The sequence below is a fragment of the Paenibacillus sp. FSL R7-0163 genome (assembly GCF_037969975.1).
Classification (GTDB): Bacteria; Bacillota; Bacilli; order Paenibacillales; family Paenibacillaceae; genus Paenibacillus_AQ; species Paenibacillus_AQ odorifer.
On sequence record NZ_CP150224.1, the window covers coordinates 6,189,770 to 6,208,181 of the forward strand.

Below are 18,412 nucleotides of genomic sequence, written 5' to 3' on the forward strand. Positions count from 1 at the left end.
ATCTGCCTATGAGGTAGGTCCCTCTTTTTTTATAAATACTATGAAATATGCGTAAATTCAAGCAGGAGTATAGGCCTAAAGCTTAGAAGTTATTGTAACCATTCTAAAACTTTGTTACAGTAAATATTTATTCCATAGCTTAAATGTAGATATACGTTCAACTAGAGAAGGGAAGGAACACATGAAGAATAAGAAGATATGCGGGTTCTTGTTAACAATGCTCGTGATGACTACTGTATTGTCAGCATGCAGCAGAGCAGGTACCAGCAGTAATTCATTATCTTTACATCACAATGAGGTGGTCGAAAAGCCACAGACTGGCGGAGTAGTTACTTATGGATACTCATCGCCGTTTATGGGCTTCTTTGAGCCTGCTTTTTATGAAGGTGAAGATGATTTTCATGTGCTGGAGTTTATTACTGAGGCCATGTTTACGATAGATGATGATTTATCAACGGTTCCTAATATCGCCACTTGGCAGGAGTCCGAGGATCATAGAATATTTACCTTTAAAATCAAACCGGGAATCCGTTGGCATAATGGAGATGAACTGACCGTAGAGGACTGGAAATTTGCGATGGAGACTATTGCTAGTCCAGACTACACCGGATCACGTTATTATAGTGTGGAAATGATTCAAGGTGCGGAAGCCTATCATAAAGGTGAGGCGAAGAATATAACAGGTCTTAAGGTTATAGATCCTTATACTTTGAAAATAACAATGACAGCTGCCCGCGTAAATACGATTGATAATCTATGGCCGTATCCGATGAATAAAAAATATTATACTGGAGTCGCTGTTAAGGATATGCCTGAGAGTGATCAGATGCGAAAAAATCCGATAGGGATTGGTCCCTTTGAGGTGAGCCTTATTGAACCTGGCCAGCGGGTGGAGATGAAGCGCTTTGATCAATACTATAAAGGTAAGGCTTTATTGGATGGTGTGTTGTATAAGGTATTTGATGACAAGGAAATCATCAGCCTGTTTGAACAAGGCGTAATTGATATAGAGAATGCCCCACGAGATACTTATGAAAAGTTGAGTAAACTCGATAATATTAATATTTTACAATCAAATGAGCTTGCTTATGAGTATATAGGGTTTAAATTTGGGTATTGGGATAGTGAAGCTGAAAAAATCGTAATGGATAACCCTAAATTTGCGGATAAAAGATTACGTCAGGCGATGTATTATGCACTTGATCGGGAGGGGATCATTCAATCATTTTCTCATGGGTTAGGCAAGCCTATAGAAACTCCGGTTTCCAGTGCAAGCTGGGCGAAGATCCCTGATAGTCAGATTAATACGTATCCCTATGATCCGGAAAAAGCGAAGCAGCTGCTTGATGAGGCTGGTTTTGTAGATGTTGATGGAGATGGCCTGCGTGAGGATCAAAAAGGAGAAAAGTTAGTTATTAATTATGATTCTATGCTAGGCAGTCATTCAGCGGAGTTACGAACTGCTGCTATTCTGGAGGATTGGCGAAATGTGGGACTTGATGTGCAGCTTAATGGTGGGGCGTTAAAAGAGCTCAACACCTTCTATGAAGCAGTAGAGGCTGATGATCCGTCCATTGAGTTGTTTAACGGGGTATGGGGATTAGCTAATGATCCTGATCCTTCAGGTCTCTGGAGAGAGAATGATTTGTGGAACTACCCACGTTGGTCCTCGGAGCGGAATGAAGAATTGATTCGCGATGGCACAAGTATGAAGGCGTATGATAGAGATTATCGACAACAAATCTATTATGAATGGCAGAAGCTAGTGAATGAAGAGGTTCCTATGATCTTTTTTGCGGAAAGAGAAAGCATTACTGCTGTCAATAAACGTCTACAAGGTGTGCGTGTTGATTCTTTGGGCTCCATAATTGAGCCTAATAAATGGTGGATAAAGGACTAAATTAAAAAAAATAAAAAAAATTACGCAAAAAGTGAAATCAAATTGCTGTTTCATTCGTCATATATATTATGGAGGATGACAACGATGAAGAGACGGATATTAATATGGGCTGGTGCAGCTTTGATAGTCGTTGTCTTAATTACGGTGTGGAGGCCTATCGAGTTGGGCTTTAAACCGGATATTGACGCGGGTTCAGCAGTGCTGCTAGATATGGATAGTGGAGACATATGGGTCAATATAAACGGCGATGTGCCTATGCCACCGGCCAGTGTGTCTAAATTAATGACTGAAATGATTGTGCTGGATCACATAACCTCTGGAACCCTTAGGTGGGAGGATAGAGTCCCTATTAGTGCTTACGCCAGTCAAATGGGAGGTATGAGTCTCTCATTAAAACGAGGAGATTTCTATACAGTAAGGGAGCTATTCGAAGGCATCACCATATATTCTGCTAATGATGCTGCAGTTGCATTGGCAGAATATATGGCAGGATCAGAGGATTCTTTTGTACTTATGATGAATGATAGAGCACGTAGTTTAGGTTTATCTCCTAATACGGTATTTACCAACGCCTCTGGATTGTCGAGCAAGGATCTTGGTATCATTCGTCAGCCTACGCATATCGGTGGCCAGACGATGATGACAGCGAGGGATACAGCCAAATTGGCAGCTGCGCTAATCCATAATCATCCTGATGTACTGAATATTTCCGGTCGTACACAGATGCAATTAAAGGATAAAGGGTTATATGTTAGTAATAGCAACCTTATGCTTCCAGGTATGGGCGGCGCTTACGCATACGATGGAGCAGATGGGTTGAAGACTGGATATGATAGCCAGACGGGATATTGTATTGCGGGATCAGCCCAGAGGGAGGGGCACCGGCTTATTGCGGTCGTTATGGGGGCGGAGACTTATGGCAGCCGATTTGAGGGTGCTGCTAAATTGTTCGATTATGGGTTTTTCCGCGGTTTACATTATGGAGAACGGGTAAAACATATTATACATGCCCTTGGGATTCGAAGTTAAATTTGGAGCATCATACCAGTAATTATTACTTGGTATGGTGCTTTTTCCCTATTCATGTCGGTATTTGTTGTTTCTTTTTATCAATTTAGTGATTACAATAGAAATATTGTTTTATCCCATATTATTTTAGAAACACAAAAAAACTTTTTTTCTATAATTTAGAATGACCCGAATTTCCTGAAAGGGGGGACAATAAGATAATGGAATAAGGGACAGTAAATTCGCCGCCGAGAGAAATAAAACCATGACTGCCTGAGAACGATCAGGAGGCATTGTAAATATATGGTACGTGCAATTATTCTACAATAAAGAAGGAATCAAAGATGAAAAAAATAAAGAAAAGATACATTGCGCTAATTGTTCTCGTCGTTATTATAGCGGGAGGTTTTCTCTTTCGAAATTCTTTGGCCGTATTAGCTTTTGACCTCTTTTTGTCCGATCGGGTAGAAAGCAAGCTGAAAGAAGAATCTTACCAGCCACTTAAGGATGAGAATAAGGTTAAGCCAGAGCCGGTTGTATACAAAAGCGATCCATTCTCGCTGATGCTGCTCGGGACTGATCAACGCGACAATGAAACCGCACGTTCGGACACGATGATGTATGCTGTTGTTCGCCCAGAGGATTACAAAATTCTGCTTATTTCTATTCCACGTGATACGTATACCGAGATTATTGGGCATAACGATAATAAAAAAGATAAGATTACCCATGCTTATGCTTTTGGTGGGCAGCAAATGGCTAAGGATACTCTGGAAGCACTGCTGGAGCATGATATTCAGTATTATGCCACCATTAACTTTCAAGGGCTCAAGGATGCCGTTGATGCTATTGGAGGCGTTCCGCTGCCAATCAAGAAGGACATTGTAAACAAGGGTAAGGACCATGAAAAGTTTACGATCGAGGGTGGAAAGTCGAATTATAACGGTCAAGAAGCACTTAACTATACACGCTACCGTGAAGATAGTGACTTTAACCGGACCAAACGCCAACAGGTTTTTATTGATGTTGTAGCTAATAAAATGTTATCGATCAGCCAAATCGGCAATATTCCAAAGCTGCTGGATATTATGGGCAATAATTTTAAGACCGATATAGAGCCTTCAATGATCATTAGTCTGGCCAAGAAATTCATGGGCGGCAAAGACATGGATATCTCAAGCTTTACGGTAATGGGCGAAGGAAAACGTATTGACGGACTTTATTATGATATCGTTGATGAAGAGGATTTGCGTGAAGCTAAGGCGCTGATTGATAATTGGATGAATGCAGGAACACCAGTAGATCAACTGATTGAGCCGGGAAAAGCAAGTAATGCACTCGAGCCCAAAGCAACAGCAGTTACGCAGTAATTCTAATTGGAAAGCTAAACTCATATAAATAAATTGCAGCAGCCATAAACATTCTCATGGCTGCTGCTTACTGTCTTCATGTTATAATGAATTGGAACTATTATTTAGCTGCTACGTATAATCACATTGGCATGGCAGTAAAAGGAAGTTAAAGAACCGTAATTCCTTCGGAACTCTTTGAGGAGGATCAAGAGATGAATATTGCATTTTTTTTACTTCCGAAACAGGAGGTGGCCTGCGTAACGCTCGATTCTACGCTGCGCCAAACGCTTGAGAGGATGGAGTTTCACCGCTATACAGCAGTCCCGATTCTTAACCGTAATGGAGAGTATGCCGGCACGGTAACGGAAGGTGATCTGCTCTGGTACATGAAAGAGTCGGAGGGCAAGGTTTCGTTTGAGAACGCTTCAAAATTTTTGCTGAAGGACGTTCCATTACGTATGAATAACAAGCCGGTCTCGATTGATGCGGATATGGAAGATCTAATTAATTTGGCTAAGGTGCAGAACTTTGTACCTGTGGTCGATGATATGAACCGGTTTATTGGAATTGTTCGCCGGAGTCAAGTCATAGAGTATTGCGAGAAATTTGTAACAAGACAATCACAGGAATCATTATAGTCCCAGTGTATTCGCGGTTATAGAAGCTATCGGAACAAGGCCTGTATTTCCGGCGATAACGGAATGCGGGTCTTTTTTAAAGAAAGCTCCTCTCCAAAAAGAGGCATAGTCAGCATGGATTGAAGCATACTTAAGGGGCGCGGGGCGTCCAGTGTGACACCGAATTTTTTATGCTATAATGGAGAATAAAGCTTTTTGCCGGAGGTAGAGAGACGTGTCCAATGTGCCGAAGGATCTGGATGTAGCCAAGCGCGCCAAGGTAATTGAATGGCTGAAAACCGAAGTGATTGATCAAGTTTCACGGTTATTTAAAGCGTTATGGGAAGGCAGTACTACCCGTGTCGGTGACAGTCTGGCTAGCTTGATTATGAGCTCTTATATTTTGGGCCGCAGACTAGGGATTCCTTATCGTTCTTTAGATGACTTGCTACTGGAGAAGCTTAGAAAGCACAAGCAGGAAGGGCATCAACTGGAAGATTGGTACCAAGATATATCTGCTTTAGAAGAACATATGCGTAAGAGGTGAATACTGTTGAAATTTCGCTGGTCATCTGTGGCTTGGAGCGTAGCATACTTACTTTTGCTGCTTAGTTTAACGACTCCACTCCTCATCATCACTACCCTGTTTATGATTGTTCCGGCAGTAGTGTTGTTTACTACACTGAACACGAGACAATTTGTGCTGCATGTATTGCCGGTGTTGCTGATTGTAGGCTTGATTACACCAATTTATCTGTTGATAGCTGCGTATTTCTTAATACCGGCTCTGGTTATGGGGCGCTGGTATAAAAGACATGCCCCGGCCATGTCTACTGTGATCGCAGGTACGGTTACGATTCTTGCACAGTTCCTGCTGCTTTTGCTGCTGGGTACGGCATTATTTAATTTTGACCTGTCTACCTATGTGAACGATGTATTACAAATGGTTAATTCACCTCTGTCCGAGCTCGGAACTACCAATCCTCTGCTCACTGATATTGGATTTTCAACTGAGGATGTAAACAAGATAAGTCATATGACGGTCCAAATGATCCCTATGACTCTAATCGTAAGCTCCTTCATGATTGCTGTGATTACGCATGCTATTGCCCGCCCGATTCTGAACAGTATGAATTATGCAGTGCCTAAGATGAAGCCTGCACGTGAATGGAGACTTTCGAGATCGTTTATTTGGTACTATCTGATTGGTGTTGTTCTACAGCTCTTCTTCTCAGGGTCGGAGAACAATTTCATCCTCATGATTTCTGCCAATCTTCTGCCATTGCTGCGAATTGGCTTTATGATTCAGGCCATCGGATTTTTCTTCTTCCTGGCGCATGAACGCAAATGGAACAAGATGTCTGCCGTTTTGTTAGCGATACCGGTTATTTTACTGCCGCCGCTGCGCATTATTGGTATTATTGATCTTGCGTTCCCACTGCGGGAGTATGTGACCAAATCGAAACGATAGGGTGAGAGTTCATGCCTAAATTTCTGCAAAGACGCTGGCACGGCTATCATACCGTATGGGCGTTCATGCTGCTGTTGGTCCTTATTATAATTGTCAGTGTCTATAACTGGGCGCTTGGGGTCGCCGGCCTGTTTCTGTCAGGTACTTTATGCTTCTATATGTTGAAAGCGGAGATCTCGTTCCGTCGTAATCTGGTGGAATATATTAATGGGCTGTCTTTCCGCATTAAGCGGGTAGAGGGCGAAGCAGTCAGCATGCTGCCGCTTGGAATCATTCTGTTTAGCGAGGATCGAACGGTGGAATGGAATAACCGCTATGCCGGCGATATTTTCGCACGCAAGTCTTTAGTTGGGGAATCACTGCAAGAATTATTGCCTGATATGCAGTCTTTTTTTACAGGTGCTGCAGCGGGTAAGCGGGAGGTCGGCAAAGAAGGTGTGCTCCATGACACCCGCCTTGAGATCACCGTGGATGAACGATTTTATCAAGCTGTCATTATTCCGAGTGAGCGTATTCTTTACTTGTATGATATCACTGAGCTTGTGGTGTTACGTGAGCGGTATGAGGATGAGAAGCTGGCGATCGGCATAGTGATGATGGATAACCTGGATGAATCCGCTCAAGGAATGGATGATCAACAGCGAACCTCGCTGATTGCTAAGGTGACGAGTGAGATCACTGAATGGAGTAAGCAGTTTGAGGTTTATCTGCGGCGGTTGTCCTCGGAACGTTATCTAATGCTGCTTAATCATCGTAGCCTGCAAGCGTTGGAAGAGAGCCGCTTCGTGATTCTAGATGAAGTCAGAGAAATGACTGCTGATCTCAAGGTACCTATGACACTGAGTATTGGTCTGGCCTTTGGCGCAGACTCTGCAAGTGAATTAGGGGCATTGGCCCAATCCAGTCTAGACATGGCGCTGGGCCGAGGTGGTGATCAGGCGGCTGTAAAAGCAGGCCAACGGTTATCCTTCTACGGTGGCAAGAGTAATGCTGCTGAGAAGCGTACCCGAGTGCGGGCGCGGGTCATTGCGCATGCTTTGCGGGATCTGATGCAGGAGAGCGATCGTGTGCTGATCCTAGGTCATCGGACACCGGATATCGATGCTGTGGGTGCTGCAATCGGCCTGTTAAGGGCTGCGCAGATGTATAATGTAGAGGCTAGCATTGTGATGGAGACTCCAAATCCATCGATAACTAACATGATGGAGCAGATTCGTAAGGATGACGATTTGTATAAGTCATTCATCACAACGGAGCAATCCCTACAGATCATGACAGAGCATACCCTGCTTATTGTTGTGGATACACATAAGGCGTCTATGACGATGGAGCCGCGGCTAGTACAATATGCCAGCAGAATCGTAGTGGTGGATCATCACCGCAGAGGTGAAGAGTTCATTAATGATGCTGTATTGGTATATTTGGAACCTTACGCTTCATCGACCTGTGAGCTGGTGACAGAGCTGCTTCAGTATATCCATGAGAAGGTAAAGATCAGTCCGCTGGATGCTACAATGTTGTTAGCGGGGATCACGGTGGATACAAAGCACTTTGCGCTCCATACGGGTTCGCGTACCTTTGAGGCGGCAGGCTTCCTGCGCCGGAATGGTGCCGATACCGTACTTATTCAGCGCATGCTGAAGGAGGATTTACAGGAGTATATTTCCAAAGCCGAAATTATCAAACATGCGCGAATGGTGTATGACCAAATCGCGCTCGTAGTTACGGCACCAGGCATGAAAATCCCGCAGCTTCTTATTGCTCAGACTGCGGACACGCTGCTTGGGATGACCAACGTAGTCGCTTCATTCGTCATCAGCGAGCGGCCTGACGGCCTGATTGGCATTAGTGCCCGATCACTCGGACGTATGAATGTACAGGTCGTGATGGAGAAATTAGGCGGCGGTGGGCATCTGTCCAATGCCGCAGTACAGCTTGAAGGAACATGTAAAGAAGCAGAAGCCAGATTACTGCAGGTGCTGGCGGAAATCGAATCGAAAGAGGGGTTATTCGAATGAAGGTCATTTTCATAAAAGATGTTAAGGGTCAAGGTAAAAAAGGTCAGGTTAAAGAGGTATCCGAAGGTTATGCTTCCAACTTCTTATTGCCACGTGGATTGGTTCGTCCGGCAACGGAAGGCAACGTGAAGACGCTGGAGAATCAAGCAGCTGCTGAACAACGCCGTAAAGATAACGAAAAAGAAGAAGCACAGCAATTGGGTAAGAAGCTTGACGAGTTAACACTGACAATGAAAGCAAAATCAGGTGAAGGCGGACGTTTATTCGGCGCTATTACAAGCAAACAGATTGCTGAGACACTGGCTTCCACCAAAGGAATTACTATTGATAAGCGCAAGATTGAATTAGGTGAGCCAATTCGCCATATAGGAGTATTTCAAGTAAGCGTAAAATTGCATACTGAAGTAAAGGCCACACTTAAGGTTGAGGTAACGGAGGAGTAACATGGGTGGAGATCTCTTTTTCGATCGGGTTCCCCCGCAGAATCTTGAAGCCGAGCAGGCGGTAATTGGTGCGGTTCTGTTGCAGGATGAAGCGCTCATTACTGCAATGGAACGGGTGAATACTGAAGACTTCTACGATAAAGCGCATCAAATGATTTTTGAGGCGATGGTGCAGCTCGGAGAAGAGAGCCAGCCGATTGATCTTGTTACACTTACGTCCAGACTGCAGGACAAAGGAGAGCTTGAAGATATTGGTGGTGTTAGCTACTTAGCTAAGCTGGCGCATGCCGTGCCTACTGCTGCTAACGTAGAATACTACGCCCAGATTATCGAAGAGAAAGCCATGCTGCGCCGTTTGATTCGCACAGCCACGCAAATTGTGAGCGAAGGTTATACTGGCGGTGAAGATGTAGCCGATATGCTGAGTGATGCAGAGCGGCGTATTCTTGAAATCTCCAACCGGCGGAGCGGCAGTGGATTTATTGCGATCCGCGATGTCTTGATGGAAGTGTTCGACAAGGTTGAGTTGCTTCATCAAAATAAGGGGGGTACCTCAGGTATCCCAACCGGATTTGTGGATTTAGATCATATGACTAACGGATTCCAACGTAACGATCTGATCATTGTTGCGGCTCGTCCATCTGTTGGTAAGACTGCATTCGCCCTGAATATTGCACAGAACGTGGCAGTACGCGCTAAAGAAACTGTTGCGATATTCAGTCTGGAAATGTCAGCGCCACAGCTGGTACAGCGGATGATTTGTGCTGAAGCCAACTTAGATGCCAATATTATGCGTACCGGTGACTTCAAGAGTGATGATGATTGGTCCAAGCTGACGATGGGCATTCAGTCTCTATCTGAAGCGGAGATTTATATCGACGATACACCAGGTATCACGGTAACCGATATTCGTGCAAAGTGCCGGAGACTGAAGAAGGAAAAAGGACTTGGCATGATCGTCATCGACTACTTACAGCTCATTCAGGGCCGCGGTAAAGGCGGAGAGAACCGTCAGCAGGAAGTATCGGATATATCTCGTACATTGAAGCAGATTGCTCGTGAGCTGGATGTTCCGGTTATTGCTCTGTCGCAGTTAAGCCGGGGTGTAGAGCAGCGTCAGGATAAACGTCCAATGATGAGTGACTTGCGTGAATCGGGTTCTATCGAGCAGGATGCCGACATTGTTGCGTTTCTGTATCGTGATGATTATTACAATGCGGATACGGAGAAGAAGAATATTATTGAGATCATTATAGCTAAACAGCGTAATGGTCCCGTAGGTACGGTAGAACTGGTCTTTCTTAAAAATTTCAACAAGTTCGTTAACTACGAGCGAGCACATGCGGAACCCTTTGCTGGTTAAACCTGACATGTATAATTCCCGAACGATTGCACATTTCTTTGTGTAATCGTTCGTTTTATTTGACTTTGAAAAAAACCGCTGTTACACTGAGAATTGTCCTTTAGCGGGTTAAATCTGCTTGGCGTCCGGAGGGCCACGTACATAAGAATGACGTATAGGGCCCATATTATGAAAAATAATGGTGCTAAGTAGCACCTACGGAGGAATGAACATGTCAACGGTAGTCGTCGTGGGAACACAATGGGGAGACGAAGGTAAAGGGAAAATCACTGACTTTCTAGCGGAAAGTGCAGATGTGGTCGCCCGTTATCAAGGGGGCAATAATGCCGGTCACACGATTCTGATTGACGGTGAGAAGTTTAAGCTCAGCTTGATCCCTTCGGGTGTATTTTATAAAGAGAAAACTTGTGTAATTGGTAACGGAATGGTTATTAATCCGGCTGCCTTGATCCAAGAAATTAATTATATTCACGAGAACGGTTTTGACACTAAGAACTTAGTGATCAGTGATCGTGCTCATGTCATTATGCCATACCATATGGTGCTGGATGCTCTCGAAGAAGACCGTAAGGGTCCGAACAAGATTGGTACTACACGTAAAGGTATCGGTCCTTGTTATATGGATAAGGCAGCACGCAACGGTATCCGTATTGCTGACTTGATGGACGCTGAGGAATTCGAACTGAGACTCCGCCCCTTGATGCAAGAGAAGAACCAAGTGATTACACAGGTCTATGGTGCGGAAGCTCTTAACGTAGAAGAGATTCTGACTCAATATCTGGAATATGCAGAAGTGCTGCGTAATTATGTAACAGACACCTCTGTTATTCTTAATGAAGCCATTGATGCGGATCGCAAAGTGTTGTTTGAAGGTGCGCAAGGAGTAATGCTTGATATCGATCAAGGTACGTATCCGTTTGTTACTTCATCCAACCCATCTGCCGGTGGGGTATGCATAGGTTCTGGTGTGGGACCGTCCAAAATCAAACAGGTTATTGGGGTTGCAAAAGCCTATACCACTCGTGTTGGAGATGGCCCGTTCCCTACAGAGCTGAATGATGCAACAGGTGATTATATCCGTGAAACAGGTCATGAATATGGCACAGTTACCGGACGTGCGCGCCGTGTAGGCTGGTTCGACAGTGTAGTTGTGAGTCACGCTCGTCGTGTAAGTGGAATCACAGGGCTATCTCTTAACTCGCTGGATGTACTTAGCGGACTTGAGACTGTGAAGATCTGCACAGGCTACAAATACCGTGGTGAGGTAATTACTCATTACCCTGCTAGCCTCAAAATGCTGGCAGAATGCGAAGCGGTATATGAAGAGCTTCCAGGCTGGAGCGAAGATATTACTTCTGCAAAAACGTTGGATGATCTTCCAGCCAATACACGCAGATATGTTGAACGTGTATCTGAGCTTACGGGTATTCCGATTGCTATCTTCTCAGTGGGTCGTAACCGTGAGCAGACGAATCAAGTATTGCCAATTTATATCTAAAACCTAGTTATACTAAGGAGCCTCGTTAGAGGCTCTTTTTTTTGTTCTGAGGACTATATCTCTCTCTTTTGGGGCCTAGATTTATGCCTAGACGTTTCCCAAGGCCGGTTCTAGTCAATACTGGATGTATAGAAGAACATGTACATGATCTACCAGATAGACTTGAACATAGGTGAGAGGAGAAATGAAGATGAAGATCGTGAAGCGTGCACTTAGCGTATGTCTGATTGTGGTACTTGCCAGCACTCTTTCAATTCTAACAACGGGCGTGGTTGTAAATGCTTATATTCAGTCGGTACTGGCTAGCTTCGATATTAAAGTGAATACTCCCGGTCCGGGATTTGGAGGAATGATTCGGAGCATTATTGGCATGGATAACAAATCTGACTCGGATACAGCTAATAAAGAAGTAACCACAGGGAGTACAGTTAGCAAGGAGACCGACAAAAGCACGGATTCGCCAGCTAAAGGCAAGGGTGAGCCCGTAGATGATAATACTCCGACTGATGCCTTACCAGTTATGGGGCAAGTTACAACCGAAAGTTCAGCTGATAGCGGAAGTGGAAGTGTTGGTGACCAACAATTAGTAATGACACCTGAGGCACTCAGTGACTTTAAAGATAATCTTCCATCGGAAGAGAAGGTAAATATATTCAATATTTTGATGTCCAAACTACCCCAGGATGAGATGGCAAAAATTTCAACAGCGATGGAGGATGGATTAACAGAAGATGAGGTTAAAGAGCTGCAGCAGGTAATTGCAAAATATGTTGATGCAGACGAATATGAGAGCATAATGAAAATGCTTACACCAACTACAGAATCTACGCAATAGCATTTGTAATTGTCACTTTATAGACACATGAAAAAGGTTAAAATTTCATATTTGCGCAAAAAACCCGCGTATTTGGCGGGTTTTTTGTTATGTCTAAAGTTGAAATTTTTCTCTAAGCTATGGTACAGTAAACAAGGACCTCAAGAGGTTAATTTTTTGTAACCTCCTTAACAACCTTTTTATAGGTTCATTAGAAGCAGGAATTAAGCACTAGTATACGCAGAAATTTACATGGACGTAATCTATATAATCGAGGTCGTACAATTAGCTTGGCCGCTTTTGTCGGAAGTAAAAGCGGACTGAAAGGGAGAGTTTCATGAAGGGATTTATGTTCATGCGTCGGATGAGCAAGCTGCAGGATGGACATCCAGCAGAGTCCGAGGCGAATGTTCAACAGAGCCACAATTTCGATCACGACTCCAAACACTTTCAACAAGAGAAAGGTACTCGCAGATTTCGGCGCGCTTGGATTTTGGGATCTGTCGGCCTTGTGCTTCTAGCTACGGTGTTGGTTGGAGCAGAGAAAAGGTATGTAGCTGCTAACACGGTTACCTATTATCAAGTGTTGGTGAAGGGTGAAGAAATCGGAAGACTTACCGATCAGACGCAGCTTAACCAGCTATACGATAAGAAACAACGAGAATATCAGGAGAAATATCCGAATTCAACCATGGTGCTGCAAACAGAGGGCATTACAATAGAAGAGCAGAAGGCATACAAGCCAGAAGTTGATAGTGAGGCGACACTTACTAAACTAGATGGAATGCTGAAGGCTTATGCGGTAGGCGTACAATTGATGGTAGATGGCAAGGCTGTTGGCATAGTTAAGGATCAGGAAACTGCTAATGCAGTGCTTGAAGGGGTAAAAAATCATTATGTCCCACAAGCAGAAGTAGCAACGACGGCTAGTAAGCTAACAAGAACGGCTGCTTCCAGCTCATCTGCTGCAAAAGCGAAGACTCCGGAGCAAGTAGAGTCGGTAGAGATTAGTGAAGATATTTCTATCGTTCCTATCAAAGCAGATCCTAATAAAGTGTTGGATGTGGAGGCAGCGGTCCAGACACTTACCGAAGGTAAAGAGGCGCCCCTTCTTTATACCGTTCAAGAGGGTGATACGATTTCGGGGATTGCCAAACGGTTTGAAATCACCCAAAAAGAGATTTATAGTAACAACCCTAACGTGAAAGAACTGACGTTGAAGATTGGAGATACACTGAAGCTGAAGGTACCCCAACCAGATGTTACAGTAGTAACAGTGGAAAAAGTGACTGAGCAGATAGTGACTGAGCCGGAAGTGGTTGTGCGTTCGAGCGATCAGCTAGCGGCAGGCAAAAGCAAAGTCGTTCGTCCAGGGCAAACTGGACTTAAAGAAATGGAGTATCGGGTAACGAAGGAAAATGGTACGGTCGTCCAAGAAGAATGGTTAGGCCAGACCGTTATACAAGCCTCGCTGCCAGAAGTTGTTTATCGGGGAACGAAGGTTGTTGGTGAAGGAACAGGCATGTTCAGTTGGCCGGTAAGCGGGGCGACCCTGACAAGTAGCTTCGGCGAGCGTTGGAGCCGTGCCCATAAGGGTATTGATATGGTATCTAGCAATCGGAATATAAAAGCTTCTGATGCCGGGACCGTGATCTTTGCAGGTGTGCAGAGTGGATACGGGAATGTAGTTATTGTAGATCATCGCAACGGATACCAGACCTATTATGGTCATTTAAAAAGCATCTCGGTTTCTACAGGCCAACGCTTGGAGCAGGGTGGCAAGATTGGCGTAATGGGCAGCACCGGACGTTCGACAGGTACACATCTGCATTTTGAGATTCGGAAGAATGGCACTGCTGTAAATCCAATGAAGTATTTGCAATAATTCATACTTTGTCCTTTAACTGCTCGATTTCAATCGGGCGGTTTTTATTTTTTTTAATCTACGAGTGACGGCAAAGCCGTTTCTTTTTGCTGGGCAGGGGGATTGCTTATTTCGTAGGATGTGACGGTTAGACAGGTATGTTAAAATAAAGGAATGATCATTAAGTAAGGATAGGAAGGTGAAGCTGGGACATGCAGATGGGAACGATTCTGGTAGTAGATGATGAACAGCCTATTGCTGATATATTGAAATTTAATTTAGAAAAAGAAGGCTACGAGGTTATTTGTGCTTTTGATGGCAACAGTGCAGTGGAGCTGGCATTGTCCAAAAGGCCCGATCTTATGCTGCTTGATCTTATGCTGCCCGGCAAAGATGGCATGGACGTCTGCCGCGAGGTGCGTTCTGCGCACTTGGACATTCCTATCATTATGCTTACAGCCAAGGACGGAGAGATTGATAAGGTACTTGGCCTGGAGCTTGGTGCTGATGACTATGTGACCAAACCTTTTAGTACACGTGAATTGCTGGCCAGAGTTAAAGCCCAGATGCGGAGACAGCATAAACCGTCACCACAGGGGATGGCGAGTGAACCAGCAGAGAATAAGCAGGGCATTTATCATTTTGATCTGTTTATAGATACAGATATGTATATGGTCTATAAGGGCGGGGAGCCGCTTGACTTGACCCATCGTGAATATGAGCTGCTCTACTATATGATCAAACATGCCGGTAAGGTGATGACTCGGGAGCATTTGCTGCAGGCAGTGTGGGGATTTGAGTATTTCGGTGATGTGCGGACCGTTGACGTGACGATCCGTCGTCTAAGAGAGAAAATTGAGGAGAACCCCAGCAAGCCCGAATATATTTATACTCGGCGTGGACTCGGCTATTTGATGCATAGCCCTAAAAATGGAGGACTGTGATGAAGTGGCGGTCCTTTATCCGGACAATTCAGGCAAAACTTATTATTATTTACGTATTGCTAATTCTGATAGCTATGCAGTTGATCGGGGTTTATTTTGTCAGCTCGATGAAGAACTCGTTAACAGATAATTTCACCAAGGACCTTAAAGCACGTGCTGAGATGTTGTCTATCCTGACTGCTGATAAATTTGGTAGTGAGGCTGGAACCGCAGATGAGGAAACCGCTGTGGAAAGTCTGCGCGGAATGGTCAATAATCTGTACATTAACGGGGCTGAGATTCAGGTACTGGATGCCAGCGGCAAAATCATCACCACTTCCGTTCCCTCGCAGAATGACTATGTCGGGCAGCGTAACACCCAGACAGTTGTGAATCGGGCCTTGCAGGGCATCAGTGATAACGAGGAATATATTATTGCCGATGATAATGTGCGTAAAAAGGTTGTGGCCAAGCCTGTGCTCTCGGGTGACAAGGTAGTGGGCGCAATCTATATTGCTGCTGACATGAAGGATCTGTACGCCACGATGGGCCGGATCAATAGTGTATTTATCTCAGGTTTGCTGTTAGCTCTAGCGTTAACGGTTGTTTTATGCGTCATTCTGGCGCACACCATCACGCAGCCTATTAAGGAAATGACGAGGCATGCTACGGCTGTCGCTGAAGGCCGATTCAATCGTAAAATGCCTGTATTAGGAAATGATGAAATTGGACAACTCAGTCAGGCGTTCAATTATATGACCGGTAGATTGCGTGAGGCACTCTCGCAGAATGAAGAGGAGAAGGAGAAGCTTACCTCTATTCTGACGAACATGAGTGATGGTGTTGTGGCTACAGATGAGAACGGAGTAGTGATTCTGATGAATCGGCGGGCAGCACTGATGCTCGGAAATGAAGGCCCGTTGCCGGAAGGCGCTCCTCTAGATAAACTGTTGGGCTTAGATTACGAACAAAGCGGATCTCTGGCTAAAGGTAATGCCCAATCTGCAATGCTTCATCTGACCCATATGGGTGGAGAAGATTCTAATATCGTAAGAGTGACGTTTACTCCCATTCATCGTCGTGAGGGTGGCATTGCCGGCACAATTGCTGTGCTGCAGGATGTCACCGAACAGGAGAATCTGGAGGAATCACGCCGGGAGTTCGTGGCGAACGTTTCGCATGAGCTAAGAACACCACTTACCACTATTAAAAGCTATGTTGAAGCACTGGATGATGGAGCACTTGAAGATCCGCAGCTGGCGGTTCGATTTGTTGGGGTTATTCGCAACGAAACCGAACGGATGATCCGTCTGGTTACGGATTTGCTGCATCTTTCCCGTCTGGATTCCAAGGAAGCTCTTCTTCGAATTCAGCAGACGGATATTACCGAGATGCTGGAGGATGTGGCGGATCGTTTTTCTTTTCAAATTCGGCAGAAGCGTATCGATATAAGTACAAGGGTCCGCAAAGATGTTACCACGGCGTGGCTTGATCGCGATCAAATCGATCAGGTCTTGGGGAATTTGGTCTCCAATGCGCTAAAATATACGCCAGAAGGCGGTACGATTGAACTGGAAGCGTTGAAGAATGAGGATGGAATGCTCTCCATTTCTGTGCGTGATTCGGGGATAGGGATTCCGAAAAAGGATATCGAGCGGATCTTCGAACGATTTTATCGCGTGGATAAGGCACGTTCGCGGAACATGGGAGGCACCGGACTTGGCCTTTCCATTGCCCGGGAAATTGTGAAGGCACATGGAGGCTCCATTTCCCTGCAATCCGAGCTAAATGAAGGTTCAAAGGTAACCTTTACCCTGCCTTTGAACGAGCAAAGGGGGAGTGAGGCATGAAGGAACGAATCAAATCATGCATTCTAGCCTTGCTCGTGCTCGGAAGCCTGGTTGAAAGCTATTATTTGATCTACCGTTTGCCTGGTGCTGATTCAGCAGTGCTTTCTGAGAACCTGTATGTGAAGACAGATAATATGGGTCCGGAAGAGAAGGTAGAGAACCTGTTATACCCTGACAAAATGATCATCCATATGGGAGAAGGCAAACATACGCTTTTTTATCCGGATTCTACGTTCTATAGCTTGATCATGAATCGCTTAAAAGGTCGTGGCTTCGAAAGCTTCCAGCGGCATTCGGTACAGGATTATGATTGGGATAAGATCCGCAATGAGAATCCTGGGATTGAGCTTTCATTCGGAGCGGGCATTCCGGTAACGTTATTGCAGCGGGTGATGCAGTTATCGCCAGATTCCCTTTTTGAAGGAGAAAGCATTGATCGCATTTGGATCTATAACATTAAGAATGATTCCAAGGCCCATGCTATTTTCTTCAGTACGAGAGGCGACATCATATACGAAGCGGCAAAAGCGGATTTAACGGTTCAGGATGTGCAGCAGCATGTTGATTTCGGTAAGAATTGGACGCCTTACAAGACCGTAAGCGGGGATTATTATGTGCCAGACAGTAAGATTTCTCTGGTTCAGGTAGACATGCCTTCCGGGATGTACACCATAGAGCAAATGCAGAGTAATCTTTTCTTCGATGTTGGAAGCACTAGATATATTCGGGAGAAGAACGGCTCGGAGATTTATACGGATAGCAAACGGAGCCTTCAGGTGGACCAGGGTAAGAACTGGATGAGCTATAGTGACCCTGCAGCGCTTCCAGCTGGAGAAAGTACCCCTGCCAAGGATGCTTTGGAAGCTGTAGAATTTGTGAACCAGCATGGCGGATGGAATGGGACTTACCGTTTGGAGGCTACAGAGGAAGGCAGACAGGAGAGAAAGGTCTCTTTTCAACAATATTATGGCTCCTATCCGTACGGCTCCTATCCGATTATGAGCAATTCATCATTACAGTATGGTGTAATAAATCTGGAACTGCAGCAGGGAACAGTATCCTCTTATGAACGTTCTCTAATCTATATAGATGAAAGTAAGGCCGTAAAAAAGGTAGTGGAGCTATCTGGAGGTGCGGATCTGGAGTATAGGTTGTCTCTGGTCAGTAAAACTTCGGCAGTGAAGGATTTAACGCCTGCTTATGTGCCTGAGGTGAAGGAAGATCATCTGGAGCTGATACCTGTCTGGAAAGTTACACTTAGTGATGGCAGTGTTCTTACTTTAAATTAATG

Annotated in this window: 15 protein-coding genes; all 15 read left to right on the forward strand. The window is 44.8% G+C overall.

Annotated elements, in window-relative coordinates; translation table 11 throughout:
* The first annotated feature begins 181 nt into the window (after positions 1-181).
* The 15 genes from opp4A (at position 182) to yycH (ending at position 18,410) form a co-directional block, all read left to right on the forward strand.
* Entirely contained in the window at positions 182-1,900 is a 1,719-nt protein-coding gene (gene opp4A / locus NST45_RS27220) for an oligopeptide ABC transporter substrate-binding protein (RefSeq protein ID WP_076105179.1), read from the forward strand.
* Positions 1,901-1,984: 84 nt separating this feature from the next.
* Positions 1,985-2,929: a D-alanyl-D-alanine carboxypeptidase family protein gene (locus tag NST45_RS27225; protein ID WP_036677789.1), complete on the forward strand. Its 945-nt coding sequence runs from the start codon at positions 1,985-1,987 to the stop codon at positions 2,927-2,929.
* Positions 2,930-3,252: 323 nt separating this feature from the next.
* Positions 3,253-4,278 (forward strand): LCP family protein, encoded by a 1,026-nt coding sequence (locus NST45_RS27230; protein ID WP_036677792.1) that lies wholly within the window; start codon positions 3,253-3,255, stop codon positions 4,276-4,278.
* Positions 4,279-4,472: 194 nt separating this feature from the next.
* Positions 4,473-4,898 (forward strand): CBS domain-containing protein, encoded by a 426-nt coding sequence (locus tag NST45_RS27235; RefSeq protein ID WP_036677795.1) that lies wholly within the window; start codon positions 4,473-4,475, stop codon positions 4,896-4,898.
* A 223-nt stretch (positions 4,899-5,121) separates the two neighbouring features.
* Complete coding sequence (locus NST45_RS27240; protein ID WP_170914153.1) at positions 5,122-5,424, forward strand: MazG-like family protein; 303 nt, start codon at positions 5,122-5,124, stop codon at positions 5,422-5,424.
* A 6-nt stretch (positions 5,425-5,430) separates the two neighbouring features.
* Positions 5,431-6,348, forward strand: a complete 918-nt coding sequence (locus tag NST45_RS27245; protein WP_036677800.1) for a DUF2232 domain-containing protein — start codon at positions 5,431-5,433, stop codon at positions 6,346-6,348.
* Positions 6,349-6,359: 11 nt separating this feature from the next.
* Positions 6,360-8,366 carry a DHH family phosphoesterase gene (locus NST45_RS27250; RefSeq protein ID WP_036677802.1) on the forward strand — a complete coding sequence of 669 codons (2,007 nt, stop codon included), beginning with the start codon at positions 6,360-6,362 and terminating at the stop codon, positions 8,364-8,366.
* Positions 8,363-8,809, forward strand: coding sequence for a 50S ribosomal protein L9 (rplI, locus tag NST45_RS27255; protein ID WP_036677804.1), 447 nt, complete (start codon positions 8,363-8,365; stop codon positions 8,807-8,809). The genes NST45_RS27250 and rplI overlap by 4 nt, the downstream gene beginning before the upstream one ends.
* 1 nt (position 8,810) lies before the next feature.
* Positions 8,811-10,172: a replicative DNA helicase gene (dnaB, locus tag NST45_RS27260; protein WP_036677807.1), complete on the forward strand. Its 1,362-nt coding sequence runs from the start codon at positions 8,811-8,813 to the stop codon at positions 10,170-10,172.
* Positions 10,173-10,383: 211 nt separating this feature from the next.
* Positions 10,384-11,670 carry an adenylosuccinate synthase gene (locus NST45_RS27265; protein ID WP_036677809.1) on the forward strand — a complete coding sequence of 429 codons (1,287 nt, stop codon included), beginning with the start codon at positions 10,384-10,386 and terminating at the stop codon, positions 11,668-11,670.
* A 190-nt stretch (positions 11,671-11,860) separates the two neighbouring features.
* Positions 11,861-12,505 (forward strand): hypothetical protein, encoded by a 645-nt coding sequence (locus tag NST45_RS27270; RefSeq protein WP_038573956.1) that lies wholly within the window; start codon positions 11,861-11,863, stop codon positions 12,503-12,505.
* Between the two features lie 316 nt (positions 12,506-12,821).
* Entirely contained in the window at positions 12,822-14,369 is a 1,548-nt protein-coding gene (locus NST45_RS27275) for a M23 family metallopeptidase (protein WP_076140569.1), read from the forward strand.
* 191 nt (positions 14,370-14,560) lie between these two features.
* Positions 14,561-15,292, forward strand: coding sequence for a response regulator YycF (yycF, locus tag NST45_RS27280; protein WP_076124308.1), 732 nt, complete (start codon positions 14,561-14,563; stop codon positions 15,290-15,292).
* Positions 15,292-17,121, forward strand: coding sequence for a cell wall metabolism sensor histidine kinase WalK (gene walK, locus NST45_RS27285; protein WP_036677817.1), 1,830 nt, complete (start codon positions 15,292-15,294; stop codon positions 17,119-17,121). Before yycF ends, walK begins: the two co-directional genes overlap by 1 nt.
* Positions 17,118-18,410, forward strand: coding sequence for a two-component system activity regulator YycH (yycH, locus tag NST45_RS27290; protein ID WP_036677820.1), 1,293 nt, complete (start codon positions 17,118-17,120; stop codon positions 18,408-18,410). The genes walK and yycH overlap by 4 nt, the downstream gene beginning before the upstream one ends.
* The last annotated feature ends 2 nt before the right edge of the window (positions 18,411-18,412 follow it).